This is a genomic window from Pseudomonas mandelii, from assembly GCF_006438925.1.
GTDB lineage: Bacteria > Pseudomonadota > Gammaproteobacteria > Pseudomonadales > Pseudomonadaceae > Aquipseudomonas > Aquipseudomonas mandelii_C.
Window position 1 is genome coordinate 748,879 of the sequence record NZ_RCZA01000001.1, and the last position, 25,617, is coordinate 774,495.

The 25,617-nt window shown below is 59.7% G+C and carries 25 protein-coding genes; 9 read left to right on the plus strand and 16 right to left on the minus strand.

Annotated features, from left to right (window positions below):
- Positions 1-80 precede the first annotated feature (80 nt).
- Positions 81-1,001, minus strand: a complete 921-nt coding sequence (locus EAH74_RS03525) for a zinc ABC transporter substrate-binding protein (protein ID WP_140675997.1) — start codon at positions 999-1,001, stop codon at positions 81-83.
- Between the two features lie 66 nt (positions 1,002-1,067).
- Between EAH74_RS03525 and zur the strand changes: the two genes are divergently transcribed.
- Genes zur through EAH74_RS03545 form a run of 4 tightly spaced genes read left to right on the plus strand, consistent with a single transcriptional unit; the run spans position 1,068 to position 3,870 of the window.
- The gene (gene zur / locus EAH74_RS03530; protein WP_033059798.1) at positions 1,068-1,550 is read left to right on the plus strand and encodes a zinc uptake transcriptional repressor Zur; all 483 of its coding nucleotides are present in this window, start codon (positions 1,068-1,070) and stop codon (positions 1,548-1,550) included.
- Positions 1,550-2,335 carry a zinc ABC transporter ATP-binding protein ZnuC gene (gene znuC, locus EAH74_RS03535; protein WP_140676000.1) on the plus strand — a complete coding sequence of 262 codons (786 nt, stop codon included), beginning with the start codon at positions 1,550-1,552 and terminating at the stop codon, positions 2,333-2,335. Before zur ends, znuC begins: the two co-directional genes overlap by 1 nt.
- Entirely contained in the window at positions 2,328-3,116 is a 789-nt protein-coding gene (znuB, locus tag EAH74_RS03540; protein ID WP_123367413.1) for a zinc ABC transporter permease subunit ZnuB, read from the plus strand. Before znuC ends, znuB begins: the two co-directional genes overlap by 8 nt.
- 37 nt (positions 3,117-3,153) lie before the next feature.
- Complete coding sequence (locus EAH74_RS03545) at positions 3,154-3,870, plus strand: PA5502 family lipoprotein (RefSeq protein ID WP_140676003.1); 717 nt, start codon at positions 3,154-3,156, stop codon at positions 3,868-3,870.
- A 121-nt stretch (positions 3,871-3,991) separates the two neighbouring features.
- On the opposite strand, the gene katE is transcribed toward EAH74_RS03545, so the two are convergent.
- Positions 3,992-6,130: a catalase HPII gene (gene katE, locus EAH74_RS03550; protein ID WP_140676006.1), complete on the minus strand. Its 2,139-nt coding sequence runs from the start codon at positions 6,128-6,130 to the stop codon at positions 3,992-3,994.
- A 263-nt stretch (positions 6,131-6,393) separates the two neighbouring features.
- Between katE and EAH74_RS03555 the strand changes: the two genes are divergently transcribed.
- From EAH74_RS03555 to EAH74_RS03565, 3 genes are all read left to right on the plus strand, one after another.
- A complete protein-coding gene (locus EAH74_RS03555; protein WP_140676009.1) occupies positions 6,394-7,401 on the plus strand; it encodes a methionine ABC transporter ATP-binding protein in 1,008 nt (335 codons plus the stop codon).
- On the plus strand, positions 7,401-8,075 hold the full coding sequence (locus EAH74_RS03560) for a methionine ABC transporter permease (RefSeq protein WP_140676012.1): 675 nt from the start codon (positions 7,401-7,403) through the stop codon (positions 8,073-8,075). The genes EAH74_RS03555 and EAH74_RS03560 overlap by 1 nt, the downstream gene beginning before the upstream one ends.
- A gap of 75 nt (positions 8,076-8,150) precedes the next feature.
- Positions 8,151-8,924, plus strand: coding sequence for a MetQ/NlpA family ABC transporter substrate-binding protein (locus EAH74_RS03565; protein WP_140676015.1), 774 nt, complete (start codon positions 8,151-8,153; stop codon positions 8,922-8,924).
- Positions 8,925-9,023: 99 nt separating this feature from the next.
- On the opposite strand, the gene EAH74_RS03570 is transcribed toward EAH74_RS03565, so the two are convergent.
- The 5 genes from EAH74_RS03570 to EAH74_RS03590 are packed head-to-tail and all read right to left on the minus strand — an operon-like array spanning position 9,024 to position 12,947.
- Positions 9,024-9,659, minus strand: a complete 636-nt coding sequence (locus EAH74_RS03570; RefSeq protein ID WP_140676018.1) for an SCO family protein — start codon at positions 9,657-9,659, stop codon at positions 9,024-9,026.
- Entirely contained in the window at positions 9,656-10,555 is a 900-nt protein-coding gene (cyoE, locus tag EAH74_RS03575) for a heme o synthase (RefSeq protein ID WP_140676021.1), read from the minus strand. Before cyoE ends, EAH74_RS03570 begins: the two co-directional genes overlap by 4 nt.
- The gene (locus tag EAH74_RS03580; protein WP_140676024.1) at positions 10,543-11,622 is read right to left on the minus strand and encodes a COX15/CtaA family protein; all 1,080 of its coding nucleotides are present in this window, start codon (positions 11,620-11,622) and stop codon (positions 10,543-10,545) included. The genes cyoE and EAH74_RS03580 overlap by 13 nt, the downstream gene beginning before the upstream one ends.
- Positions 11,623-11,632: 10 nt before the next feature.
- Positions 11,633-12,241, minus strand: coding sequence for a hypothetical protein (locus tag EAH74_RS03585; RefSeq protein ID WP_140676027.1), 609 nt, complete (start codon positions 12,239-12,241; stop codon positions 11,633-11,635).
- Positions 12,207-12,947: an SURF1 family protein gene (locus EAH74_RS03590; RefSeq protein ID WP_140676030.1), complete on the minus strand. Its 741-nt coding sequence runs from the start codon at positions 12,945-12,947 to the stop codon at positions 12,207-12,209. Before EAH74_RS03590 ends, EAH74_RS03585 begins: the two co-directional genes overlap by 35 nt.
- A 71-nt stretch (positions 12,948-13,018) precedes the next feature.
- Between EAH74_RS03590 and EAH74_RS03595 the strand changes: the two genes are divergently transcribed.
- The gene (locus EAH74_RS03595) at positions 13,019-13,222 is read left to right on the plus strand and encodes a twin transmembrane helix small protein (protein WP_008064738.1); all 204 of its coding nucleotides are present in this window, start codon (positions 13,019-13,021) and stop codon (positions 13,220-13,222) included.
- 3 nt (positions 13,223-13,225) lie between these two features.
- On the opposite strand, the gene EAH74_RS03600 is transcribed toward EAH74_RS03595, so the two are convergent.
- The 4 genes from EAH74_RS03600 to coxB all read right to left on the minus strand — a co-directional run bounded on the left by EAH74_RS03600 (position 13,226) and on the right by coxB (position 17,648).
- Positions 13,226-14,113, minus strand: coding sequence for a cytochrome c oxidase subunit 3 (locus EAH74_RS03600; protein WP_140676033.1), 888 nt, complete (start codon positions 14,111-14,113; stop codon positions 13,226-13,228).
- A 33-nt stretch (positions 14,114-14,146) separates the two neighbouring features.
- Entirely contained in the window at positions 14,147-14,704 is a 558-nt protein-coding gene (locus EAH74_RS03605; RefSeq protein WP_140676036.1) for a cytochrome c oxidase assembly protein, read from the minus strand.
- A gap of 141 nt (positions 14,705-14,845) precedes the next feature.
- Complete coding sequence (gene ctaD / locus EAH74_RS03610) at positions 14,846-16,438, minus strand: cytochrome c oxidase subunit I (protein WP_140676039.1); 1,593 nt, start codon at positions 16,436-16,438, stop codon at positions 14,846-14,848.
- 82 nt (positions 16,439-16,520) lie between these two features.
- Positions 16,521-17,648, minus strand: coding sequence for a cytochrome c oxidase subunit II (coxB, locus tag EAH74_RS03615; protein ID WP_140676042.1), 1,128 nt, complete (start codon positions 17,646-17,648; stop codon positions 16,521-16,523).
- A 371-nt stretch (positions 17,649-18,019) separates the two neighbouring features.
- Between coxB and EAH74_RS03620 the strand changes: the two genes are divergently transcribed.
- The gene (locus EAH74_RS03620) at positions 18,020-18,670 is read left to right on the plus strand and encodes a hypothetical protein (protein ID WP_123367401.1); all 651 of its coding nucleotides are present in this window, start codon (positions 18,020-18,022) and stop codon (positions 18,668-18,670) included.
- A gap of 123 nt (positions 18,671-18,793) precedes the next feature.
- On the opposite strand, the gene EAH74_RS03625 is transcribed toward EAH74_RS03620, so the two are convergent.
- The 5 genes from EAH74_RS03625 to EAH74_RS03645 form a co-directional block, all read right to left on the minus strand.
- Positions 18,794-20,320: a SulP family inorganic anion transporter gene (locus EAH74_RS03625; protein WP_140676045.1), complete on the minus strand. Its 1,527-nt coding sequence runs from the start codon at positions 20,318-20,320 to the stop codon at positions 18,794-18,796.
- A gap of 90 nt (positions 20,321-20,410) precedes the next feature.
- Positions 20,411-21,142, minus strand: coding sequence for a carbonic anhydrase (locus EAH74_RS03630; RefSeq protein ID WP_056738405.1), 732 nt, complete (start codon positions 21,140-21,142; stop codon positions 20,411-20,413).
- A gap of 243 nt (positions 21,143-21,385) precedes the next feature.
- On the minus strand, positions 21,386-22,444 hold the full coding sequence (locus EAH74_RS03635; protein WP_140676047.1) for a PA0069 family radical SAM protein: 1,059 nt from the start codon (positions 22,442-22,444) through the stop codon (positions 21,386-21,388).
- 70 nt (positions 22,445-22,514) lie between these two features.
- Entirely contained in the window at positions 22,515-23,819 is a 1,305-nt protein-coding gene (locus EAH74_RS03640; protein WP_140676050.1) for a c-type cytochrome, read from the minus strand.
- Positions 23,820-23,831: 12 nt separating this feature from the next.
- Positions 23,832-25,616, minus strand: coding sequence for a GMC family oxidoreductase (locus tag EAH74_RS03645; RefSeq protein WP_140676054.1), 1,785 nt, complete (start codon positions 25,614-25,616; stop codon positions 23,832-23,834).
- Position 25,617 lies beyond the last annotated feature (1 nt).

A 25,617-nucleotide genomic window follows, 5' to 3' on the forward strand; every position in this document is an offset into this window, starting at 1 on the left:
CCGAACGCGGCCCGAACCTTCGGCAGCTCCTACAAAGATCGGTGTAGGAGCTGCCGAAGGCTGCGATCTTTTTTATGGGGTTACAACGACTCCAGACACCCCGCCAAATCATTCCCCAACTTCTCCAGCACCTGCTCATACCCCTGAGCGGTCGCCGGCGTGTACCCGCCCAGCGCGTCCAGTTCCGCCAGCTTCACCGGCAGACCCGCCACCAGGGTTTCCGCCAGGCGCGGACGCAGAGGCGGTTCGCTGAACACGCAGGTTTTGCCGACTTCCTGTAATCGAGTGCGCATCGCCGCGACGTGCTGGGCGCCAGGCTGGACCTCGGCGGCGACGCTGAATACGCCGGCGTGCTTGAGGCCGTAGGCGTCTTCAAAGTAGTCGAAGGCCTCGTGGAATACGAAGTACGGTTTGCCTGCGATGCCGGCCAGGCGTGCTTTCAAGCGAAGATCCATTGCATCCAGACGCTCATCGAACGCCTTGAGGTTGCTCTGATAACGCGCGGCATTGGCCGGATCGGCTGCACTCAGGTCTGCGGCCATTTTTGTGGCGATGACGCGGGCGTTGACCGGCGAAAGCCACAAGTGTGCGTCCAGACTGCCGGGACGGTGATCGTGATCATGCTCGTCGGCTTCTTCCGCATGGGAGTGGCTATCTTCGGCGAAATGTCGCAGTTTCAGGCCCGGCAAATCCTGCACGGCGACGCTGGGCAGCGTACGACCATTCAGCACGCGGGGCAGGAAACCTTCCATGCTCGGACCGACCCAGTACACCAGATCCACCGATTGCACCTTCCGTACGTCGGATGGGCGCAAGGCATAGTTATGAGGCGAGGCACCCGGCGGCAGCAAGACTTCCGGAATCGCCACGCCGTCCTGCACCGCCGCCGCGATCAGCTGTAGAGGTTTGATACTGGTGAGAACTTTGACTTCGGCGTGAGCTGAACTGATCAGCAGAAAACTTGCTACAAATGCGACAAAGATAGAAAAAAGTCGGGACACGATGACCACTCGAAGAGGCGAGAACGGGTAACATAATAACGTCTCTCACAAAACTCGTCGCCGCTCATGCCTAAAACACCGATTGCCAGCCGTCCCCACGACCACTCTCATTGCGTCCATAGCGCATTGTCTGAGGCCGATGCCCTGTGCGCACGTCAAGGCCTGCGCCTGACCGCCTTGCGCCGGCGGGTGCTGGAACTGGTCTGGCAGAGCCATAAACCGTTGGGTGCCTACGACATTCTCGCGGTACTCAGCGAGCAGGACGGCCGCCGTGCGGCGCCGCCGACCGTGTACCGTGCGCTGGACTTCCTGCTGGAAAACGGCCTCGTACACCGCATCTCCTCGCTGAACGCCTTCGTCGGCTGCAATCACCCGGGGCACGCCCATCAGGGCCAGTTCCTGATTTGCCGCGAATGCCACGCCGCCATCGAGCTCGAACAGAAATCCATCAGTGACGCGATCATCAGTAGCGCCAAGGATGTCGGATTTGTCGTCGAGGGCCAGACCGTTGAAGTGGTCGGCCTCTGTTCGGGTTGCCAGGGGGTTTAATGAGCAACGCGCTGATCCGCCTCGAGCAGGTTGCCGTCACCTTTGCCGGGCAAAACGTGCTGGATAACATCGAGCTGAGCGTCGAGCCGGGGCAGATCGTCACCCTGATCGGCCCTAACGGCGCCGGCAAGACCACGCTGGTGCGCGCTGTACTCGGTCTGTTGAAACCGGACCGCGGCAGCGTGTGGCGCAAGCCGAAACTGCGGGTCGGTTACATGCCGCAAAAACTTCACGTCGATCCAACGCTGCCGCTGTCGGTGCTGCGCTTTTTGCGTTTGGTGCCGGGCGTGGACCGCGCCATGGCCTTGGCGGCACTCAAGGAAGTCGGCGCCGAACAGGTGATCGACAGCCCGGTGCAAAATGTTTCCGGAGGCGAAATGCAGCGGGTGCTGCTGGCCCGGGCATTGCTGCGAGAGCCGGAATTGCTGGTACTCGATGAACCTGTGCAAGGCGTCGATGTGGCCGGTCAAGCCGAGCTCTACAGCCTGATCACACGATTGCGCGACCGCCACGGTTGCGGCGTGTTGATGGTGTCCCACGACCTGCATCTGGTGATGAGTACCACCGACCAGGTGGTCTGCCTCAACCGTCACGTCTGCTGCTCCGGGCATCCTGAGCAGGTCAGCGGTGATCCGGCTTTCGTCGAGCTGTTCGGAAAGAACGCACAAAGCCTGGCGATTTATCACCACCATCACGACCACGCCCATGACCTGCATGGCTCGGTGGTCAGCGCCGCCCCGTCGGCCCCTACCCACGTTCACGGAGATGGCTGCAAGCATGGCTGATTTTCTGCTCTACGCCCTGCTTGCAGGTCTGGCCCTGGCGTTGGTCGCGGGCCCGTTGGGTTCGTTCGTGGTCTGGCGGCGCATGGCCTATTTCGGCGACACCCTTTCCCATGCCGCGCTGCTCGGCGTGGCGCTGGGTTTTCTGCTGGATGTCAGCCCGACCGTTGCGGTCACCGTAGGCTGTCTGCTGTTGGCGGTGTTGCTGGTGACCTTGCAACAGCGCCAACCGCTGGCGTCCGACACGCTTTTGGGAATTCTCGCACCGAGCACGCTCTCTTTGGGCCTGGTCGTACTAAGCTTCATGCACGAAGTGCGGATCGACCTGATGGCTTATCTGTTCGGCGACTTGCTGGCGATCAGCCCGACCGATCTCGCCTGGATACTCGGCGGCAGCGCGGCCGTTCTGGCTTTGCTGGTGACGTTGTGGCGGCCATTGCTGGCAATCACGGTGCACGAAGAACTGGCCAGGGTTGAAGGTCTGCCGGTGGCGGCGTTGCGCCTGACCCTGATGTTGCTGATCGCTGTAGTGATCGCAGTGGCGATGAAAATCGTCGGTGTGTTGCTGATTACGTCCTTGCTGATCATCCCGGCGGCTGCGGCACAACGTCACGCCCGGTCACCGGAGCAGATGGCACTGGGCGCGAGCCTGCTGGGTATGCTCGCGGTCTGTGGCGGGCTGTCGCTGTCATGGTTCAAGGACACCCCGGCGGGCCCATCGATTGTTGTGGCGGCCGCCGCACTGTTTCTGCTGAGTTTTGTCCTGCCCCGTCGAGGGGTGTAGACTTGCTCGTTTTTTGCGCAAATAGAGAGTCGCAGGAATGAAGCCGTTCCCCTCCCGTTATCTGCTCCTTGTCGCATTTTCGCTGCTACTGGGCGCTTGTCAAAGCACGCCACCGGCGGCCACCGAGGCTGCCGGTGCACGGGCCACGGCCATCGCGCAGCTGCAACAAAGCCTAGCCAGCAGCGAACTGGCGACTGCCGAAGATCAATTGGCTGCCTTGCAGGCCGAGTCGCCCAATGATCAATCCCTTGAGCAATACCAGCGGCAACTGGCCGAAGCCTATCTGCGCCGCAGTCAGATCGTGCTGCAAAAGGGCGATGTGAATGCGGCTGCCACGGCGCTGAGCCGCGCCCGGTCGTTGATGCCCAAGGCTCCGGCGCTGACCGGAGGGGTTAACAATGCCATCGTTGATGCCCGCAAAGCTGAACTGGACAGAGCCGAAACAGCGCTCATGGCTGCCGAAGCCAAGCCACAGGCCAAAGTCATTGATCCGACGGCGGAAAGCACCACGGTTGCGTTGAACCTGACTGATATGACGAAACTTCGTCGCCAACTGGATGCGATCGCCGCCGATGTGGTGAATTACCAGTGCGACGTGAGCATTCAGGCGCCACGCACCCAGGACTTCCCTTGGTTGGTCACGTTGCTGACCAAACGCGTGAAGAAACTCGATTCGGACTTTGATCTGAATCTGGAGAAGCAGATTCTGCGCAACGTTCCCGCGCAGATGGTTCTGAGTCCGCGTAAACCTTAAAAGCTTCGCGAGCAGGCTCGCTCCCACATGGGATGGGGGTTGATCACAAATCTGTGATCATCTCTGAATTCTGTGGGAGCGAGCTTGCTCGCGATAGCGTCCTCCCTATCGATACAAAACCTTAAGCCGGAATCGCCTTGGCCTTAGGCTCCCTGTCCCACACCCGATGCTGCCCGATCGCGGCAAAAAACGGTTTGATCAACTTCGCATCCGCACCCACGATCAACCCCGAATCAGCCTCGAGCTTTAAAACATCCAGCAACTGTTTGGCCTCGCCCTGCAGCGCAATCGCCTTCAAGTGCTTGTACGCCTCCAGCACGTAATGCAGTGCCACGCCGTCAGTGCTCAACGCCTTGATCGACGCCGCACCACCGGGCACAAACACCGCATCGAACGCCACCGAAGGCGAGCCTTCCATCGACGCATCGACCGGCAACGCCTTGCCATCGGCGGTGGTCACAGGCGCAGACGTCGGGCCGAGCAGTTTGGCGTGCGCACCTTCGGCCTTCAGCGCTTTCTTCATCGCATCAATCGCTGCGCCATCGACGCCATTGGCTGCCAGGATTGCCACTTTGCGAGTTTTGATATCCGCCGGCAGCAAGTTGGCCTGGCTCAGGGCCGGCGAGCGATCCGGTGAGGTTTTGCGTACTTCGACCGTCCCGGCTTTGGGCGCGGGCAACCCCAGGTTCTGCGCCACGCGCTTAGCCAGATCCAGATCTATGTTGGCCAGAATCTCATTCACCTGACGCGCGCGGATGAACTCCCGCTCAACCTTGCCCAACTCGAAGCTGTAAGCCGAGATGATGTGCTCCTGCTCGTGCTTGCTCATGCTGTGGAAAAACAGCCGCGCCTGGGAGAAGTGGTCGCTGAAAGATTCGCTGCGCTGACGGATCTTGTTGGCATCGATGCGCTCTGGATAACTTTCGAAGCCGCCATCCTGGGCTGCCGGCGGTGTTTCTTTCGGCCAACCGCTATCAATGGAGTTCGGCTCGTAAGACGCGCGGCCCTTGTCGATGGTGGTGCGATGCAGCGCATCCCGTTGACCATTGTGGAACGGTGCCACCGGGCGGTTGATCGGAATCTCGTGAAAGTTAGGCCCACCGAGTCGGCTGATTTGCGTATCGGTGTAGGAAAACAGCCGACCTTGCAGCAATGGATCGTTGGAAAAGTCGATCCCCGGCACGATATGCCCTGGGCAGAAGGCGACCTGTTCGGTTTCGGCGAAAAAGTTGTCGGGGTTACGGTTGAGGGTCATTTTGCCCAGTGGGGTGATCGGCACCAGTTCTTCCGGGATCAGCTTGGTCGGGTCAAGGATGTCGAAGTCGAATTTATGTTCGTTCTCCTCCTCGATGATCTGTACGCCCAGTTCCCATTGCGGGTAGTCGCCCATCTCGATCGACTCCCAGAGATCGCGACGGTGGTAATCCGTGTCTTTACCGGCGAGTTTTTGCGCTTCATCCCACACCAGCGAACAGGTCCCGGCAGTGGGGCGCCAGTGGAATTTGACGAAGCGCGATTTACCTTCGGCATTGATCAGGCGGAAGGTGTGCACACCGAAGCCTTGCATGCTGCGCAGGCTTTTCGGGATAGCCCGGTCGGACATGGTCCAGATCACCATGTGCGCCGACTCCGGGACTAGAGAGACAAAATCCCAAAAGGTGTCGTGAGCTGAACCGCCGGTGGGCATCTCATTGTGCGGCTCGGGTTTCACCGCGTGCACGAAGTCAGGAAACTTGATCGCATCCTGAATGAAAAACACCGGCATGTTATTGCCCACCAGATCGAAGTTGCCTTCGTCGGTGAAAAACTTCACCGCGAAACCTCGTACGTCCCGCACGGTATCGCCCGACCCACGAGGGCCCTGCACCGTGGAGAAACGGACGAAGACCGGGGTTTTTTGGCTTGGGTCTTGTAGGAACCCCGCCTTGGTCAGCACGGAATGAGTTTCATAACTCTGGAAGTAGCCGTGAGCACCGGTGCCACGGGCGTGGACGATGCGCTCGGGAATGCGTTCATGGTCAAAGTGCGTGATCTTTTCACGCATGATGAAATCTTCCAGCAACGATGGCCCGCGGGCGCCGACCTTCAACGTGTTCTGGTTGTCCGAGACTTTCACGCCCTGGTTGGTGCGCAGGGCCTGTTCAGTGGCATCGGAGCGAAATTGCTCCAGGCTGTCGAGCTTGGCATTGGTGTTACCGCGGTCCGGGGTATCGGTCCCGGCCAGTGCGCTTTTGGTTGCGGCAGGTTTTTTAGTACTCATCAGGCAAAACTCCTCGTTGCGATTCCCGCCGTAGCCAGGACTCTTGAGCAATACCCCAGGCGCGGACCGGGGGCGTTTTCGAGTTGCCTAATTAGTGACTGATGACGTTTTGCGCCGTTCCTTTTTTCTAACCTTTGATCGCGTTATTGCCAAATGGAAGGTTGAATGCGGAATAAATGCTAATAACCTCTATACGGACAGGCTAAAATGCGCGCCCGGCTAACCGCTGATCCTTTTCCAACGCGCCCCACAAGGTTCGCTACGTGATCGAGTTTCAAAACGTCCACAAAACCTACCGCGTCGCCGGTAAGGATATTCCCGCCTTGCATCCGACCAGTCTGACGATTGAGAACGGTCAGGTCTTCGGTCTGATCGGCCATTCCGGTGCGGGAAAAAGTACCCTGCTGCGTCTGATCAATCGCCTGGAAGAGTCCAGTGGCGGCAAGATATTCGTCGACGGTGAAGAAGTCACCGCGCTTGACGCCAACAGCCTGCGGCGCTTCCGTCAGCAGGTCGGGATGATTTTCCAGCACTTCAACTTGCTGGCGTCCAAGACTGTGGCCGACAACGTCGCGCTGCCACTGACCCTGGCCGGTGAACTGTCGCGCAGCGACATCGACCGGCGCGTGGCCGAATTGCTGAAGCGGGTCGGCCTGTCCGACCACGCAAAAAAGTACCCGGCGCAGTTGTCCGGTGGCCAGAAGCAGCGTGTCGGCATCGCCCGCGCCCTGGCGACCAAGCCGAAAATCCTGCTGTGCGACGAAGCCACCAGCGCACTGGACCCGCAGACCACCGCGTCGGTCCTGCAATTGCTGGCCGAGATCAATCGCGAACTGAAGCTGACCATCGTGTTGATTACCCACGAGATGGACGTGATCCGCCGGGTCTGCGACCAGGTCGCGGTGATGGACGCTGGCGTGATCGTCGAGCAAGGTTCGGTAGCCGAGGTGTTCCTGCATCCGAAGCACCCGACCACCAAGCGCTTCGTGCAAGAAGACGAGCAGATCGACGAAAGCGAGCAGCGCGACGACTTCGCTCATGTTCCAGGCCGCATCGTGCGTCTGACCTTCCAGGGCGAAGCGACCTACGCGCCACTGCTGGGTACCGTCGCTCGCGAAACGGGTGTGGACTACAGCATCCTGGCCGGTCGTATCGATCGCATCAAAGACGTGCCCTACGGGCAGTTGACCCTGGCCGTTACCGGTGGCGACATGGAAGCGGCGTTCGCCCACTTCACCGCAGCTGATGTCCATATGGAGGTCCTGCGCTAATGGAAGTCTTGGCAAGTTTCTTCGTCAATATCGACTGGTTCGAAATCTGGCTGGCCACCGGCGATACCTTTCTGATGCTCTTCGGTTCGCTGTTGTTCACCGTTTTGCTCGGTCTGCCCTTGGGCGTGCTGTTGTTCCTCTGCAGCCCGCGTCAGTTGCTGGAAGCCAAAGGCGTCTACGCGATGCTGTCGCTGGTGGTGAACATCCTGCGTTCGCTGCCGTTCATCATTCTGCTGATTGTGATGATTCCGTTCACGGTGTTGATCACCGGTACGTCCCTTGGTGTCGCCGGTGCGATTCCGCCGCTGGTGGTGGGCGCTACGCCATTCTTCGCGCGGCTGGTGGAAACCGCCCTGCGTGAAGTGGATCGCGGCATCATCGAGGCAACCCAGGCCATGGGCGCGACGACGCGGCAGATCATCACTAATGCCTTGCTGCCGGAAGCCCGCCCGGGCATTTTCGCGGCGATTACGGTGACAGCCATTACACTGGTGTCCTACACGGCGATGGCGGGTGTGGTCGGCGCGGGTGGTTTGGGCGACCTGGCGATCCGTTTCGGTTACCAGCGTTTCCAGCCTGATGTGATGGTCGTGACGGTGATGTTGCTGCTGGTGATCGTTCAGGTTTTGCAAACCGTTGGCGACAAGTTGGTTGTCCACTTTTCCCGTAAATGACAATTGAGCCGGCCATTCGCTGGCAGGGCGCCGAATTCAGGCGCCGCAAGCGGGTACCCACAAGGAGTTAGCTGAATGAAAAAATTACTCGTAGCGCTCGCAGCCGTTGCAGCGTTCTCTGCTCAGGCCGATGAAACCCTGACCGTCGCGGCTACCCCGGTCCCGCACGCAGAAATCCTCGAATTCGTGAAACCGGCCCTGGCCAAAGAAGGCGTGGACCTGAAGATCAAAGTCTTCACCGACTACATCCAGCCGAACGTGCAGGTGGCCGAAAAACGTCTGGACGCCAACTTCTTCCAGCACCAGCCATACCTCGATGAATTCAACAAGGCCAAGGGCACTAACCTGGTGGCCGTTGCTGGCGTGCACCTGGAACCGCTGGGCGCTTACTCCAGCAAGTACAAAGCGCTGACCGAGCTGCCAGGCGGCGCCAACGTGGTGATCCCGAACGACGCCACCAACGGCGGCCGTGCGCTGTTGCTGCTGGCGAAGGCTGGCCTGATCAAGTTGAAGGATTCGAATAACATCCTCGCGACCGTCAAGGACATCACCGAGAATTCCAAGGACCTGAAATTCCGTGAACTGGAAGCCGCGACCATCCCGCGCGTGCTGACCCAGGTCGACCTGGCGCTGATCAACACCAATTACGCGCTGGAAGCCAAGCTTGATCCGTCCAAGGACGCGCTGGTCATCGAAGGCAACGACTCGCCTTACGTGAACATCCTCGTTGCCCGTCCAGACGACAAGGACAGTGACGCGATGAAGAAGCTGGTTGCTGCCCTGCACAGCCCGGAAGTAAAAGCCTTCATCCTCGAGAAGTACAAAGGCGCGGTATTGCCGGCGTTCTGATTTGACCCGCTACACCTGATCGTTCCCACGCAGAGCGTGGGAACGATCAGGTACAAAAAAACCGCAGCCATGGGCTGCGGTTTTTTTTGGCCTGTCGATTTATTTGCGGTTAAGCATCACCGGCAACTGCGCCACCAATTTCACGTTGTTCAACGGTGCGCGAATGAACCCACGCTGCGTCCCGTCCGGCCCGATCACCGCCAGGTTGCCGCTGTGATCGACGGTGTAGTTCGCCTTGCTGGTGTCCGCCGGAATGAACGGAATACTCACCGCATTGGCCAGTTTCTGGATGTCTTCCACCGACGAAGCCGTCAGGCCTTTGAACTGCGGATCGAAGTAGCCCAAGTACTGCTTGAGCTGATTGGGTGTGTCGCGATTCGGGTCGACGCTGACCAGAATGATCTGCAACTTGGCCACAGCCTCTGGCGGCAGCTCGCTCTTGATCTGACGCAGCTGGGCGAGGGTGGTCGGGCAGATGTCGGGGCAGAAGGTGTAGCCGAAGAACAGCAGCGACCATTTGTCTTTCAGCTCGTTGATCGCCACTGGCTTGCCGTCCTGATCGGTCATTGTGACGGCCGGCAGGTTGCGGCTTTGCGGCAGCAGAATGATCCCGGCATCAATCAGAGCGGTCGGGTCGCCCTGGCCTTTGCCGGACAGCACTTTGTTGATGGTCAGGCCCAGGACCAGCGCGATCAGGGCAACGAGGATGAAGACGGTTTTCTGGGTTCGAGTCATAGGTTCAACAGTAAGTAGTGATCTACGAGCAGCGCGATAAACAGCAGGAACAAGTAGTAAATAGAGTACTTGAAGGTGTTGATCGCCGCGTGCGGCCGAGTGCCACGGTACAGCACCACGGCCCATTGCAGAAACCTCGCGCCAAGTCCCAGCGCGCAAATCAGGTAGAGCACACCGCTCATGTGGATCACGTACGGCATCAGGCTCACGGCCAGCAGCGCGAAGGTATAAAGCAGGATGTGGACCTTGGTGTAGTGCTCGCCATGGGTCACCGGCAGCATCGGGATGTCAGCCTTGGCGTATTCCTCTTTGCGGTGAATGGCCAGGGCCCAGAAGTGCGGTGGGGTCCAGGCGAAGATGATCAACACCAACAGCAAGGGTTCGGCGCTGACGTGGCCGGTGGCGGCGGTCCAGCCGAGCAGTGGCGGGGCGGCTCCAGCCAGGCCTCCGATGACGATGTTTTGCGGCGTCGCGCGTTTCAGGAAGCCGGTGTAGACCACCGCATAGCCGAGCAACGAGGCCAGGGTTAGCCACGCCGTCAGTGGATTGGTGAAAGCCAGCAGTACGGCTTGCCCAAGCACCGCCAATACCAAGGCAAACGTCAGCGCGGCCGCTGGTGACACCCGGCCTTCGGCCAAGGGACGTTTGTGCGTGCGGGCCATGACCGCATCGATGCGTCGGTCCACCACATGATTAACGGCTGCCGCACCGCCGGCACACAAGGCGATCCCCAGATTGCCGAACACCAGCACCGTCCACGGCACCCCGGCGCGGGTCGCGAGGAACATGCCGACCAGCGAGGTGATGAGCATCAGCACCACCACTTTCGGCTTGGTCAGCTCCAGGTAGTCACGCCAGATCGCCTGACTGTGACGTGCGCCGATCAGAGTCGCCATGGCATCTCTCCTTTTATTGTTATGGGCCCGGCTGAGTGTTTACGCGGGCTGAATCGCCAGCGCGCAGGGGGTTGCTGCTTGACCCGAACCAGACTGGTTCGCGCGTGATAATTGACCAGCACCATCGTCAGCAACAGTGCCGCGCCGCCCGCGTTGTGCGCGATGGCCACTGGCAGAGGCAGGTGAAACAGCACATTGCTGATGCCGAGGGTGATTTGTGCGGCGAGGGCGATCAGCACCAACCCGGCCAACCGCGTCATGCCGACGACTTTCAGTTGCCACGCCAGCCCGAGCAGCACCAGCGTCACTAGTAATGCGCCGATGCGGTGAGTCAGATGAATCGCGGTGCGGGCATCGCTGTCCAGTTGCCCGCCGAGGTAATTGGGGCCGATGTGTTGAGTCAGGTGAAAACCGTTGGCGAAATCCGCGGGCGGCAGCCACTGACCGTGACAGGTCGGGAAGTCGATACAGGCCACCGCCGCGTAGTTGGAACTGACCCAGCCACCGAGGGCGATTTGCCCGATCACCAGCAGCAGCCCGGCCGTCGCCCAGTACTGCAAGCGCCGCGGCACGGTCAGCACCGGCAACACGCCGGACAATCGCAACGTCAGCAAAAACAGCAGGCTCAACGTCGCAAAGCCGCCGAGCAAATGCCCGGTCACCACTTGTGGCCAGAGCTTGAGCGTTACCGTCCACATGCCGAATGCCGCTTGGGCAATCACCACCGCCAGCAGAAACAACGGCAACTTCACCGGTTGTCCCGGATGACGACGATGAACCCAGGCGCGACCCGCCAGCACCGAAATCAGCAGCCCCAGCGTGCCGGCGAAGTAGCGGTGAACCATCTCGTTCCAGCCCTTATGGGCTTCGACGGGAGCGTCGGGAAAATGCAGTTCGGCGTGGGCCAATTGAACTTCGCTTTTGGGCACGCTGATAAAGCCATAGCAACCCGGCCAGTCCGGGCAGCTGAGGCCGGCGTGGGTCAGGCGGGTATAGGCGCCGAGCAACACCACAATCAGTGCCAGCAAGGTGGCAAACAGCGCGAGGCGAAATCCAGGTTTGGCCATGACGATGCCCTTATCCGATGTTCGACAGTTTCAGCAAATGGCGCAGGTCGTTGAGCAGATCCTTACCCTTCACCGTCGGGTCGTAGCGCAGCACCAGATTGCCGTGAGGGTCGATGATCCACAGCTGTGGCGCGGTCTTGTCCCCGGTGCCAGCGGTTTTGTTGAAAGTACTGAAGGTGGCGAGGTCCAAGGGATACCGCTGCAATTGAGGATACTCGCGCGTCAGCTTGGCGTCGTATTCACTGCTCAGCGGTTGTGCCGCGGCCAAGGCATGACTGGCGCGCCCGGCATCACGGCCGAGGCCGATCTGGATCTGCCGCGCCAGATACACCAGTTGCTGGCAGTCCACCGAGCAATCCTTGGGCGCGGTCACCAGTATCTGCCAACGATCCTCCTGCGCCTGCACGCCGAGGTCGGCGCGGGTCTGGCCGTTGCCGATCAGTTCGCCGTGATAGCTGCGACCTTCCGGCACCCAGAACTGCAATTTGTACATGCCGGTGGCGAGGATCATCGGACCGATCACCCCGAACAGGATCAGCAGCAACTGCAAGCGACCTTTACGCCGACTCGCCGGCGTTTTCGCCTCAGACATGCTGGGTGGATTCATGGCCGCTCCCATGGTGTTTCTCCTTTGCGTTGTGCCAGCCGAGATAGAGATAGAGGCCGAACAGGGCGATCGACATGGCGAACCACTGCACGGCATAAGCCAGGTGTTTTTCCGGCCCCATGGCCACCACCGGCCAATCGGCCTGGTAAGTCGCGGGACCGCTTTCTGCGCGTAATTCGTAGGTAAAACCTTCACGACCCAGCGCCGTCCAGAGCGTGGCCGGCTCGACCGCGGTGATCAGTTGTGGCCAGGTCGTGGTATTCGGGTCGGCGTGCAACTGGAAGGTGGCGCCGGGGGAGACGTAGACCCAGGCGTTGAGGCTCAAGGCTTCAGTGGGTGTTTTGAATTGCGGTGGAGTGCGGCGATCCGGCCACGGCAGCCAGCCGCGATTGACCAGCAGCCAGAGCCCGGTCGCTTGATCCTGAAATGGTTGCAGCAGCTCGACGCCAACCTTGCCGTCGCGCTGACGGTTATCCAGCAACAGGCTGTGGGCGGCATCGAACTGGCCGTGCAGGTGAACCCGGCGGAAGGCCGGATCTGCGGTGTGTAGCAGCTCGGTGCTGGCCATCGGTTCGGCGGCACGGCGCTCGGTGTAACTTTGCAGCAGCGCGCTTTTCTCTGCGCCCCGGCTCAATTGCCAGAACCCGAGTGACACCAGCATGGGCAACAACACGGCGACCACCAGGGTCGGCACGATGCCCGGCCGGAAACGCTTCATGGCGTCGCCAGAAAGTCGGTAGTCTCGATAGCTATACTCAAGTGCATCGCCTTTCCCCCCGGAGTTTCACCATGCTCAAAGCAGCCATCGTCCTGATGCTGATTGCCACGGTTGTCAGCCTGTTCAGCGGCCTGTTTTTTTTGGTCAAGGACGACAGCAGCTCGAACCGCCTCGTCATTGCCTTGAGTGTTCGTGTCGCGCTGGCCGCTATTACCGTCGGCTTGATTGCCTGGGGTTTTTTCAGCGGCCAGTTGGTGTCGCACGCACCTTGGTAAGCCTCAGAGCACGTAGACGAAAACGAACAGACCGATCCACACCACGTCCACGAAGTGCCAGTACCAGCTCGCCGCTTCAAACGCGAACTGGTGCTCGGCGTCGAAGTGTCCGCGCATGATCCGCATCAACATCACAAACAGGATGATGGTGCCGATGGTCACGTGGGCGCCGTGGAAGCCGGTGAGCATGAAGAAGGTCGCGCCGTAGATACCTGAACCGAGCGTCAGGCCCAGTTCGTGGTAGGCATGCATGTATTCTTCGGCCTGAAAACCAAGGAACGCGCAGCCCAGTAACACGGTGAGCGCCAGCCAGATTTTCAGCGCGCCGCGATGGCCCTTTTTCAAGGCGTGGTGAGCGATGGTCACGGTGACGCTGGAACTCACCAGCAGAACGGTATTGAGCAGCGGCAGGCCCCAAGGGCTGATGACTTCCTTGGGTGGCGGGAAGAGTTTCGGGTCAGGGGTATGCAGCAATGGCCAGGCGAACTGGAAGTTCGGCCAAAGCATGTGCGCGATACCTTTGACCCCTTCACCCCCGAGCGCCGGGCCGGAGATGTTTCTCACATAAAACAGCGCGCCGAAGAACGCGATGAAGAACATCACCTCCGAGAAGATGAACCAGCTCATGCCCCAGCGGAACGAGCGATCCATCTGTGCGCTGTACAACCCCTGACGGCTTTCCTTGATCACCGTACCGAACCAGCCGAAGAGCATGTAGGCCACCAGCAGGCCACCGACGAAAAAGATCAGCGGGCCGTGGGACTCCGGCCGCGCCGCCTTCAGGTCGTTGAACCAGGTGGCCAGGCCGAACACGGTGACGAACATACCGACCGTGGCAATGATCGGCCATTTGCTCTGTGCCGGAACGTAATAATGTTCATGAGTTGCCATTTATTGTTCTCCTTATCGGGCACGCTTTAACGCCTAGCCACCGGTGTTTGCAGCAACAGCCGCGGGTGGATGACGTGCGGTGATATCGAACAGCGTGTAGGAAAGCGTCAGGTGCTTCACATCCTTGGGCATGTCACGGTCAACGATGAAACGTACCGGCATCTCGATCCGTTGACCGGGCTGCAGCACTTGCTGGGTAAAGCAGAAACATTCGGTCTTGTGGAAGTACGCCGCCGCGGCGCTGGGCGCGATGCTCGGAACTGCTTGCGCGCTCATCGGTTTGTCGGTCGGGTTGTGCGCGATGAAAATCATCTCGTTCACCGCGCCCGGATTCGCCACCAGTTCATCGCCCTTGGGATAAAAGTCCCACGACATGTCGGCGGAATTGGTCGACAGAAACTGCACGCGAACCTGCCGCGAGGTGTCGACCGTTTGTTCGCCCTCATACTGCCCGCCGGTCTTGCCGTTGATGCCGAACGCCTTGCACATCACGTCGTAGATCGGCACCAGGGCAAACCCGAAGACAAACATCGCCACCACCACCAGCAGCAGGCGCGTGACCAGCTTCTTCAGCGAAATCGAGTCAGCCATGACTTCTAACCTCCGCCGGGAGCCCTGTGGGAGCGAGCCTGCTCGCGAAGCAGGCGCCGCGGTTTAGCAGCCAGACCGCGTCAGTCGAGCGCGACCCCGGCGTCTTCGCGAGCAGGCTCGCTCCCACAAAGGCAAGGCTGTTCATTTCACTTCCGGCGGCGTGGTGAAGGTGTGATACGGCGCCGGCGACGGGATGCTCCATTCCAGGCCTTCGGCCCCATCCCACGGTTTGGCCGGTGCTGGTGGGCCACCACGGATGGTCTTGATCACGATGAACAGGAAGAAGATCTGCGTGGCACCGAACATGAACGCACCGATCGACGACACCATGTTGAAGTCGGCGAACTGCAGGTTGTAGTCGGGAATCCGCCGCGGCATGCCCGCCAGCCCCACAAAGTGCATCGGGAAGAACGCCATGTTCATGCCGATGAACGAGAGCCAGAAGTGCAGCTTGCCGAGGGTTTCGTCGTACATGTGGCCGGTCCATTTCGGCATCCAGTAGTAGGCCGAGGCGAAGATTCCGAAGATGGCCCCAGGTACCAATACGTAATGGAAGTGGGCGACCACAAAGTAGGTGTCCTGGTACTGGAAGTCCGCCGGGGCGATGGCCAGCATCAACCCGGAGAAACCACCGATGGAAAACAGGATCACGAACGCCACCGCAAACAGCATCGGTGTCTCGAAGGTCAGCGAGCCTTGCCACATGGTGCTGGCCCAGTTGAACACCTTCACGCCGGTCGGCACCGCAATCAGCAGCGTGGCGTACATGAAGAACAACTCGCCCACCAACGGAATGCCGACCACGAACATGTGGTGCGCCCAGACGATGAACGACAGGAACGCGATACTCGCCGTCGCATAGACCATCGAGGTGTAGCCAAACAGCGGCTTGCGTGAGAAGGCCGGAATGATCGAGCTGACGGCACCGAAGGCCGGCAGGATCATGATGTACACCTCGGGGTGACCGAAGAACCAGAACACGTGCTGGAACAACACCGGGTCACCGCCACCGGCGGCACTGAAGAAGCTGGTGCCGAAGTGGATGTCCATCAGCATCATCGTCACGCAGCCGGCCAGTACCGGCATCACCGCGATCAGCAGGAACGCGGTAATCAGCCAGGTCCAGACGAACAGCGGCATTTTCATCAACGTCATGCCGGGGGCGCGCAGGTTGAGGATGGTGGCGATCACGTTGATCGCGCCCATGATCGAACTGATCCCCATCAAGTGGATGGCGAAGATGAAGAAGGTCACGCTTTCCGGTGCGTAGGTCGTCGACAGCGGGGCGTAGAACGTCCAGCCGAAGTTCGGTCCACCGCCGGGGGTGAACAGGGTCGATACCAGCAGGATGAACGCCGCCGGCAAAAGCCAGAAGCTGAAGTTGTTCATCCGTGGCAGGGCCATGTCCGGCGCGCCGATCATCAACGGGATCATCCAGTTGGCGAGGCCGACGAAGGCTGGCATCACCGCACCGAACACCATGACCAGGCCATGCATGGTGGTCATCTGGTTGAAGAACGCCGGCTCGACGATTTGCAGACCTGGCTGGAACAGCTCGGCGCGAATCACCATCGCGAACGAGCCGCCGAGCAAGAACATGGAGAACGCGAACCACAGGTACAGCGTGCCGATATCCTTGTGGTTGGTGGTCAGCACCCAGCGCATCAAGCCTTTGGCGGGGCCGTGGGCGTGGGCGGTGCCGGTATGAACATGGTCATCGACGACAGCAGTCATGTCCTGTCTCCTGCAAACAGATGGGCTGGGCAGGCCGGGGCGCGATGCCCCGACTGGTTCCTTACGTGCGCAATAGACCGGGTCATTTGCTTTCCGCCTGTTTCAGCTCCAGCACTTCTTTAGGGGTGACCATGTCGCCCTTGTTGTTGCCCCAGGCGTTACGTTCGTAGGTCACGACCGCTGCGATATCGACTTCCGAGAGCTGCTTGCCGAACGCCGCCATGGCGGTGCCGGGCTTGCCGTGGAAGACAAGGCTCAGGTGACCTTCTTTGGGTCCGGTAGCGATTTTCGAGCCTTTGAGCGCCGGGAACATCGGCGGCAGGCCCTGACCTTCGGCCTGGTGACAGGCAACGCAGGTGGTGTGATAGATCTTGTCGCCGCGCTCTTTGAGCTCGTCGAGGGTCCATTCCTTGCTGGTCAGCTCTTTGAGCTGCAGGGCTTCAGCCTTGCGCTCGCCCAGCCATTTTTCGTAATCGGCCTTTTCCTTGACCTCGACCACGATGGGCATGAAGCCGTGGTCCTTGCCGCACAATTCGGCGCATTGACCGCGGTAGATGCCGGGCTTGTCGATCCGGGTCCAGGCTTCGTTGACGAACCCCGGAATCGCATCGCGCTTGACCGCAAAGGCCGGCACCCACCAGGAATGGATGACGTCGGCGGAGGTCACCAGGAAGCGCACCTTGGCGCCGATCGGCAGCACCAAAGGCTTGTCGACCTCAAGCAAGTAGTGCTCGCTCTTGGCTTCCTTGTTGTGGATCTGATCGGCGGGGGTGGTCAGGTTGCTGAAGAACTCAACGTCCTGGCCCAGGTATTTGTAGTGCCACTTCCACTGATAGCCGGTGACCTGGATATCGATATCCGGCTCACTGGCGTCGTACATCTTGATCAGGGTTGCGGTCGCGGGGACCGCCATGGCCACCAGGATCAGGAAGGGCACGATGGTCCAGAGGATTTCAACGGTGGTGCTTTCATGAAATTTTGCGGCCACCTGCCCGGTCGAGCGTCGGTGGAGAATCATCGACCAGAACATGGCGCCGAAGACGATGATGCCGATCACTACACAGATCCAGAAAATGGTCATGTGCAGGTCAAATACTGCGTGACTGATTTCAGTCGCTCCAGGCGCCATATTCACAGTCCAGGCCGCTTGTGCCTGACTGAAAATCGACCACAACAGGAGGCCCATCCAGACGTGTGGATGTCGCATCATTGCGGGTTCCCCTTATCGTTCTTTTTATCCCGCCGGCTTTCACCTGCGGCAAGGGAGCGGCTGTCTCAGACTACGAACTTGAATCGCCGAGCCTTGCTGCGTGTGCAGTCGGGTGTCATCAGCTAACTCCATTCCCACCCGAGTATAGACAGCGACTGCCACCTCGCAACGTGATGGCGTAAATGATCTGAAACAGCTGGGACTTGCGTTCCAGGGCACGAATGGAGAAGGATGCAGACGAGTGGTGGCAAACCGATATAACTTTGATGTCTCAAGGATGAAACAATTATGACAAATGCGTCTTAGCATTTTTCGTATGCCAGCTAAGTTATGTCTTCCCTATTTCATTGCCTTTGTTTCCTGGAGTTTTCATGAACACCGCCGCATTGCGCGAGCAGATCCAAAAAGCCCAACAACACGAAGCCGAAACCGGCCTGCTGACTCGTCAGCTGGAAACCCAACTGCCACACCTTCACTCCGCCATCCAATTGCCGGATGTCGACGCCAACGGCGTGATGACGCGTTTTGTGGCCGCGTATATAGAGCAAGTGCCGGACCTGCTGGACGCAGCCAATGAAGTCGCCAGGGAAGCGGGTATCGAATCACAGATCAAACCGGTGCTGACCATCGCCGAGCAGTTCTTCCTCCAGCCGCCGGCGATCATGGTCGGTCACGTCGGTCTGGACAGCCTGCTGGACGAAGCCTATCTGGCGCACCGCCTGGTCGAAGAGGTCAATGACCTGTACATCAAGCATTTTGGCCAGCCACTGATCCCCTTGGACATGACTGTTGCCAACCTGATTGCCCACCAACTGATCGGCGAGGAGTTTGCCAATCAACTGGATGAGGCGGTGCATCACGCCGTGGACGAGATGCTCAACGAAGACAGCTTTGCGCTGGAATCCGTGGAAGCCTACCGCGAGAAACTCAACAGCCCGGACACCGGCGCTGCGTGGAAGCGCTGGCCGTGCCTGTCGCGCCAACTGGGCGTAGGCCTTGAGCTGGATCAGCCAGCGGCTTGATCCAGCGGAGTGAGCCGAACACCTGTGGGAGCGAGCCTGCTCGCGATTGCGATATGTCATTCAACATTTATGTCGATTGATACACCGCCTTCGCGAGCAGGCTCGCTCCCACATTATTTACCTCTATGCCGTAGAGCCCACTCCGGATGTGGTTCGCAATCGCCCTTCCAGCCTGCGCTTCAACCCCCGCGCTTCAATCAACAGTTTTGATCCCTTGGCCGCATTGGCCCGACCCCATTCCTCCAGCAACTCCAGACATGAGTGATCGATGTAGCTCAGGTTATTGAGCGGCACATGCACCGTCGCGCCTGCCGGAATGGTCCCCAGCACCTGGGTCAGCGCCGGCACTTTGAGAAAGGTCGCTGCACCTATCAATCGCAGTTCCATTTCGCCGTCCTTGGGCAGATCGATCAGGCTGATTTTCAACCGCGAAGCCTTCCAGGCCAGTTTGGCCAGTGTCAGGCCGAAGCCGATCAGCACGCCGGTCAGCAGGTCGGTGAAGATGATCGCCAGGGCAGTTGCCGCGTAGGTGAACATCGGCATCCGGCCATAACGGCCCAGACCGCGAAAGGCCTTGAGGTCGACCAGTTTGAAACCGGTGTAAACCAGAACGCCCGCCAGGCTCGCCACCGGAATGCTTTGCAGCACGCTGGACAGCAGCAAAACGAAAGCCAGTAACCACAGGCCATGGAAGATCGCCGACAGTCGCGTGGTGGCGCCGGCCTGGACGTTGGCCGAACTGCGCACGATCACGCCGGTCATCGGTAGCGCGCCGAGTAAACCGCAAAGCATGTTGCCTACGCCTTGAGCCGACAATTCCCGGTCGAAGTCTGAGCGCTGGCCGCTGTGCATGCGGTCCACCGCGGCGGCCGAGAGCAGGGTTTCGGCGCTGGCGATAAACGCCACGGCAAAGGCGGCAATGAGCAGCGTCGGGTCAGCCAGGTTGAGTAAATCTGCGGGTTTCAGCCAGTCGATGGCTTCCGCCAGGTTGGCCGGGACTTCCACTCGTTTGACCTGCAACGCGAGCACCAGGCTGGCGACGGTCGCCAGGCCTACCCCAAGCAGTGCGCCGGGAATGAAGCGCAGGGAATGGGGGCGGAATTTCTCCCACAACCACATCACCGCAATCGTCGACAGTCCGAGCAACCCGGCTTGCCAACCGAAGGAGGGCAAGGCCTGCATGACGGCAGCCGGGAAGGCGGCCAGGTTATCCAGCCCGGAAGGCTTGGGCACGGCGTCGAGCATCACATGCACCTGTGACAACACGATCAGTACACCAATCCCGGCGAGCATGCCGTAGACCACCGCCGGCGCCGTCACCCGGAACCAGCAGCCGAGTTTCAAACGCCCGGCCACCAGCTGCAGAAAACCGGCCAGCAGCAGGATGGGGCCGAGCATGTCGATACCGTGCTGGCGCACCAGTTCGAACACCAGAACAGCCAAACCGGCCGCCGGGCCGCTGACTTGCAGTGGCGAACCGGCAATCCAGCCCACCACCAAGCCACCGATGATCCCGGTGATCAAGCCTTTGGACGGCGGCAGCCCTGAGGCGATGGCGATGCCCATGCATAAGGGCAGGGCGACGAGAAACACAACCACGGACGCCAGCAGCTCCCGTGGCAGAACAGCTTTGAGTTGCGCAGCACGCATAGGAATTCTCCCGAAGTTTTCTTCAGGCATGGCAAAGCCAGGCTGCTCAATCGGCAGCCTCGGCTAAACCACACGGGGATTTAGGAGGATCTAAAAGCGCGCTTTAGGCGTCGCCACCGGAATCGGATGGCTGCCGTCGAGCGGCAGGAAACAACCCTTGTCCGCGTCGTAAGCTCTGATTTCGCTGGTTTCGATGTTGTAGATCCAACCATGGATAAACAGCTGACCATTAGCCATGCGCGAGGCTACCGACGGGTGCGTGCGCAAATGCTGCAGCTGGGCGATCACATTCTCCTCGGTGAGGACGTGCATGCTTTCGTTTTCGTCGGCGCAATGACAGTTTTCCTGGACCATGGTTTTTGCCACTTCGGCATGACGCAACCAGGCTTTGACCGTTGGCATTTTTTCCAGGCTTTGCGGGTTGAGCACTGCGCGCATCGCGCCACAGTCAGAGTGCCCGCAAATGATGATGTGCTGCACGCCGAGGGCCAGAACGGCGTATTCGATTGCCGTGGAAACACCACCGTTCATTTGCCCATAAGGCGGCACCACGTTGCCGACGTTACGGGTCACGAACAGATCGCCGGGGGAGCTTTGGGTGATCAGCTCAGGAACGATGCGCGAATCGGCGCAGGCGATGAACATCGCTCTGGGGCTCTGGGCCGTGGCGAGTTTTTTGAAGAGTTCTTCCTGCTGTGGAAAAACTTCGTGATGAAAATGCAAAAAGCCGTCAACGATATGCTGCAGCGCTGCATCGGCGGTTTCCGCCTCCGGTTGGGCTGAAGCCGACGCAGCCAACGGCTGTTTATCCTTGTCACTCATGATTCATCCTCTTTGGCGGAGTCAGGGAATTTTCCCGTATTGTCCGGTGTGAAGCCAGTGGCTGTTTAAAAAACATCCAGGTCGAGAGCCTCGACCCATCAGTCACTCGATGAACAAGGTAGCGACCGAAACTTAACTCAAACTGAATAAAACGCTCTAGAACGTGTGTTCCAGGTCACAAAAAACGTGACCGGCGTAGTGGCAAAGTGCATTTCACACTACTCAAACATAGGCCAATTGTCCTCAAATCAACGACATCTGGCGACCCGGCGGACAGAAGGCTTCGCAGTCCAGATTGAAACCTTCCCGACTATTGAGCCCCAGACGTTTGATGGTTTTGGCAAAGCGTTGCGCCAGCAGATCGGCAAACGGCCCTTCGCCACGCATCCTGGCACCGAAGCGACTGTCGTAGAGCTCGCCACCACGGCTCTGACGAATCAGGCTCAACACATGAGCGGCACGCTGAGGATAGTGGGCCGCCAGCCATTCTTCGAATAGCGGCGCCACTTCCAGCGGCAGGCGCAGCATCATGTAGGCCGCACTTTGCGCCCCCGCGGCATGTGCTTCGGTGAGCAGGCTTTCGAGTTCGCTGTCGTTGATCATCGGAATCATCGGCGAGCACAGAACGCCCACCGGAATTCCCGCTTCACGCATCACACGGATCGCCCGCAACCGAGCCTTGGGTGCAGCGGCGCGCGGTTCGAGTATGCGTTTGAGCTCATCGTCCAGGGTGGTGAGGCTGATCATCACCGCCACCAGCCTTTGCTCGGCGAGTTCGACCAGCAGGTCCAGATCCCGAAGAATCAGCGAGCCCTTGGTAATGATGGTCACGGGATGGCGATAGCGCAGCAGCACTTCGAGGGTTTTGCGGGTGATTTTGTGTTCGCGTTCGATCGGCTGATAAGGGTCCGTATTGGAGCCCAGATTGATCGGCGCACATTGATAGCCGCGCTTGGACAGTTGTTCTTCCAGCACATCGGCGGCGTTGGTCTTGGCGATCAGTTTGGTTTCGAAATCCAGCCCTGGCGACATGTCCCAATAAGCGTGGCTTGGCCGCGCGTAGCAATAGATGCAGCCGTGCTCGCAGCCGCGATAGGGATTGATCGAACGATCGAAGGGCAAGTCCGGCGAGTTGTTGCGAGTGATGATGGTTTTCGCCGTTTCGATGCGCACCTCGGTGCCTTGGGTGATCGGCGCTTCCTGATACCAGCCGTCATCCTCGGTCACCGAACGGTTAGGCGCGAAGCGGTTGTGCGGGTTGGTCGCGGTTCCGCGGCCGCGCGGGGGAAGAGGGGTGGACATGAAAACGCCTCTGCACTGTTTTTATATACAGTATAGAGGCGTTGTTCATATGGCTAGTGCCGCTGGGCAGTCAGTTCTTCTGGGTGACTTGCCCCAGATCGTCGCTCGACGTGGTCTTCATATCATCCGTGCGCAGGTTCGCCACTTCGCTCGCCTTGACCGGTGAGCCGCCGTTGCCCCAGCTGCTACGGATGAAACTCACCACATCCGCCAATTCCTGATCCGACAGGCGCCAGGCGAACCCCGGCATCGTGAAGGTCGAAGGCGCCATGTGGGTCGCAGGCAACGTGCCGCCCTTGAGCACGATGTGAATCAGCGACGTCGGATCCTCCGACTGCAACACCGGGTTGCCCGCCAGCGCCGGGAACACTTTGGTGTAGCCATGGCCATCGCTACGGTGACAGGCCGCGCAGTTGTCGATGTACACCGAAGCGCCGGGCTTGCTGTCGTCGCCGTTCCACAGCGCCTGTGCGACCTGTTTGTCGTACTGGTGCGGCTGATCGTCGGGATCATTGGCCGGCAAGGACTTGAGGTAACGGGCAATCGCGGTCAGATCGTTGTCGGTCATGTATTGCATGCTGTGCGTCACCACATCACTCATGCCACCAAACACTGCGCTGCGATCACTGCGACCGGTCTTGAGAAACTGCACCAGTTGTTCTTCGCTCCAGCTGCCGAGGCCGTCTTTGTGATCGCCCCGCAGACTTTTCGCGATCCAGCCTTCAAGCGGCGCACTGCCTGACAGAAATGCGCTGCCTTCGCCTGCATTCAGGGCTTTTTCCTGCATGGTCAGGGCACGCGGCGTATGGCATGCGCCGCAATGTCCGAGGCCTTCCACCAGATAAGCCCCACGACTGACCACGGCATCTTCGCCGGGTGCCGCTTTGTAGTCCGCCACAGCCGGGGCAAACATCCAGCGCCAACCCGCAAGCGGCCAGCGCATGCTCAATGGCCAAGGAATGTCGCTGGCCTTATTCTCCTGAGCGACCGGCGCCACGCCATGCATGAAGTAGGCGTACAAGGCTTGCATGTCGGTTTGGTTGACGCTGGCGTAGGACGGATACGGCATCGCCGGGTACAAAGTGCTGCCGTTTTTGGCGACACCGTGGCGCACGGCTTTGTCGAAGTCCTCGAAGCTGTAGTCGCCCAGGCCGGTTTTATCCGGGGTGATATTGGTGGAGTAGATCGTCCCGATCGGCGTTTCCATCGGCAAGCCACCGGCGAACGGCTTACCGTCCTTGGCGGTGTGGCAGGCCACGCAGTCACCCGCGCGGGCGAGGTATTCGCCTTGTTTGATCAGGTTTTGATCGATTTCTGCGGCGTTGATCGAGCCACAACCGAGCAGCGCCAGGGTCGCGATAACAAGTGCTTTCATGGTCATCGCTCCTTAAGCCTGAACCAGCGGGCCGGGGTTTTTCAGGTATTGCTCGCGGATCGCCCGGGCCGACCAGTAGGTCAACGCTGCCACCAGGCCGGTAGGGTTGTAGCCCAGGCCTTGTGGGAAAGCTGACGCTCCAGGGACGAAAACGTTGTGTACGTCCCAGCTCTGCAAGTAACGGTTCAGGGCGCTGGTTTTCGGATTGGTGCCCATGATCGCGCCACCGTTGAGGTGGGTGGTCTGGTAAGACGCGGTGTTGAAGTGATCGCCGACCTTCTTGCCGATCACGGCGATGGCCTTGGGGCTCATCGCTTCGGCGATCTTGCCCATTTTCTCGACCATGAAGCGGTTCATCTTGATGTCGTTTTCCTGCCAGTCGAAGGTCATCCGCAACAGCGGCAAGCCGTAGGCATCGCGGTACACCGGGTCCAGATCGAGGTAGTTGCCACGGTAGGATTGGTGCGCGCCGTGGGCATCCATCGACACTTGATGGGTGTAGTAATCGGCGGTGGCACGTTTCCAGGCACTGCCCCAGGCCGGGGTGCCCGGCGGGTTGGATGTGCCTGCGATCGGTCGGCTGCCGGCCTGGTTGACCCACATCGGCGAGCCGCCGACGAAACCATGGGGCCCGTGATCGAAGTTGTCGGCGTTGAAGTCGTCCACCGCCACGCCGTTACCGCCGGCACCAATAAAGTTATTGGTGTGGGTGTCTTTGTCAAAGTAGGCCTTGATGGTGGCCATGTTCTGGTAGGCGAAGTTCTTGCCGACCACGCCTTCGCCGCTGATCGGGTCATACGGCTTGCCGATACCCGACAGCAACATCAGCCGCACATTGTGGAACTGGAAGGCACCGAGGATGACCAGATCTGCCGGCTGCTCGATTTCCCGGCCCTGGCCGTCGATGTAGGTCACGCCTGTCGCCTTGCTCTTGGTGCTGTCGAGATTGACCCGCAGTACGTGGGAGTTGGGCCGCAGCTCGAAGTTGGGCAGCGGTTTGAGCGCCGGCAGAATGTTTACGTTCGGCGATGCCTTGGAATACATGTAGCAGACATAGCCGCTGCAAAAACCGCAGAAGTTGCACGGGCCCATTTGTGCGCCGTAGGGGTTGGTGTAAGGGCCTGACGTATTGGCAGAGGGCAGGTTGTAGGGTTTGTAACCCACTGCGGTGGCCGCTTTCTGAAACAACTGTGCGGAAACAGTGTTCTTCTGCGATTCCAGCGGGAAATGATTCGAACGGTCCGGCGCGTACGGGTTGCCGCCCTTGCCTTCGCCGACCAACTGACCCTTCACCGTCCAGGCTTGACCCGACGTGCCGAAGACCTTCTCGGCGTAATCAAAAAACGGTTCCAGCTCTTCATAGCTGACGCCGAAGTCCTGGATGGTCATGTCCTTGGGGATGAAGCTTTTGCCGTAGCGTTCTTCGTAGTGGCTGCGCATGCGCAACTCGATCGGGTCGACCCGAAAATGCACGCCGGACCAGTGCAAACCGGCGCCGCCGACACCATTGCCGGGCAGGAAGGCGCCCAGTTGGCGGTTCGGCAGCGCGATGTCATTCACGCTATGGCGAATGGTCACGGTCTCCTTGGAAATGTCCTGGAAGAGTTTTTTCCGCACGCTGTAGGTAAGTTCGTCGATCACCTGTGGATAGTTGCCATCGGGGTAAGTGTCCTGCATCGGCCCGCGCTCGAGCGCCAGCACATTCAGGCCGGCTTCTGTCAGCTCCTTGGCCATGATCGCGCCCGTCCAGCCAAAACCGACGATCACTGCGTCGACCTTCTTCATTACCGTTGCCATG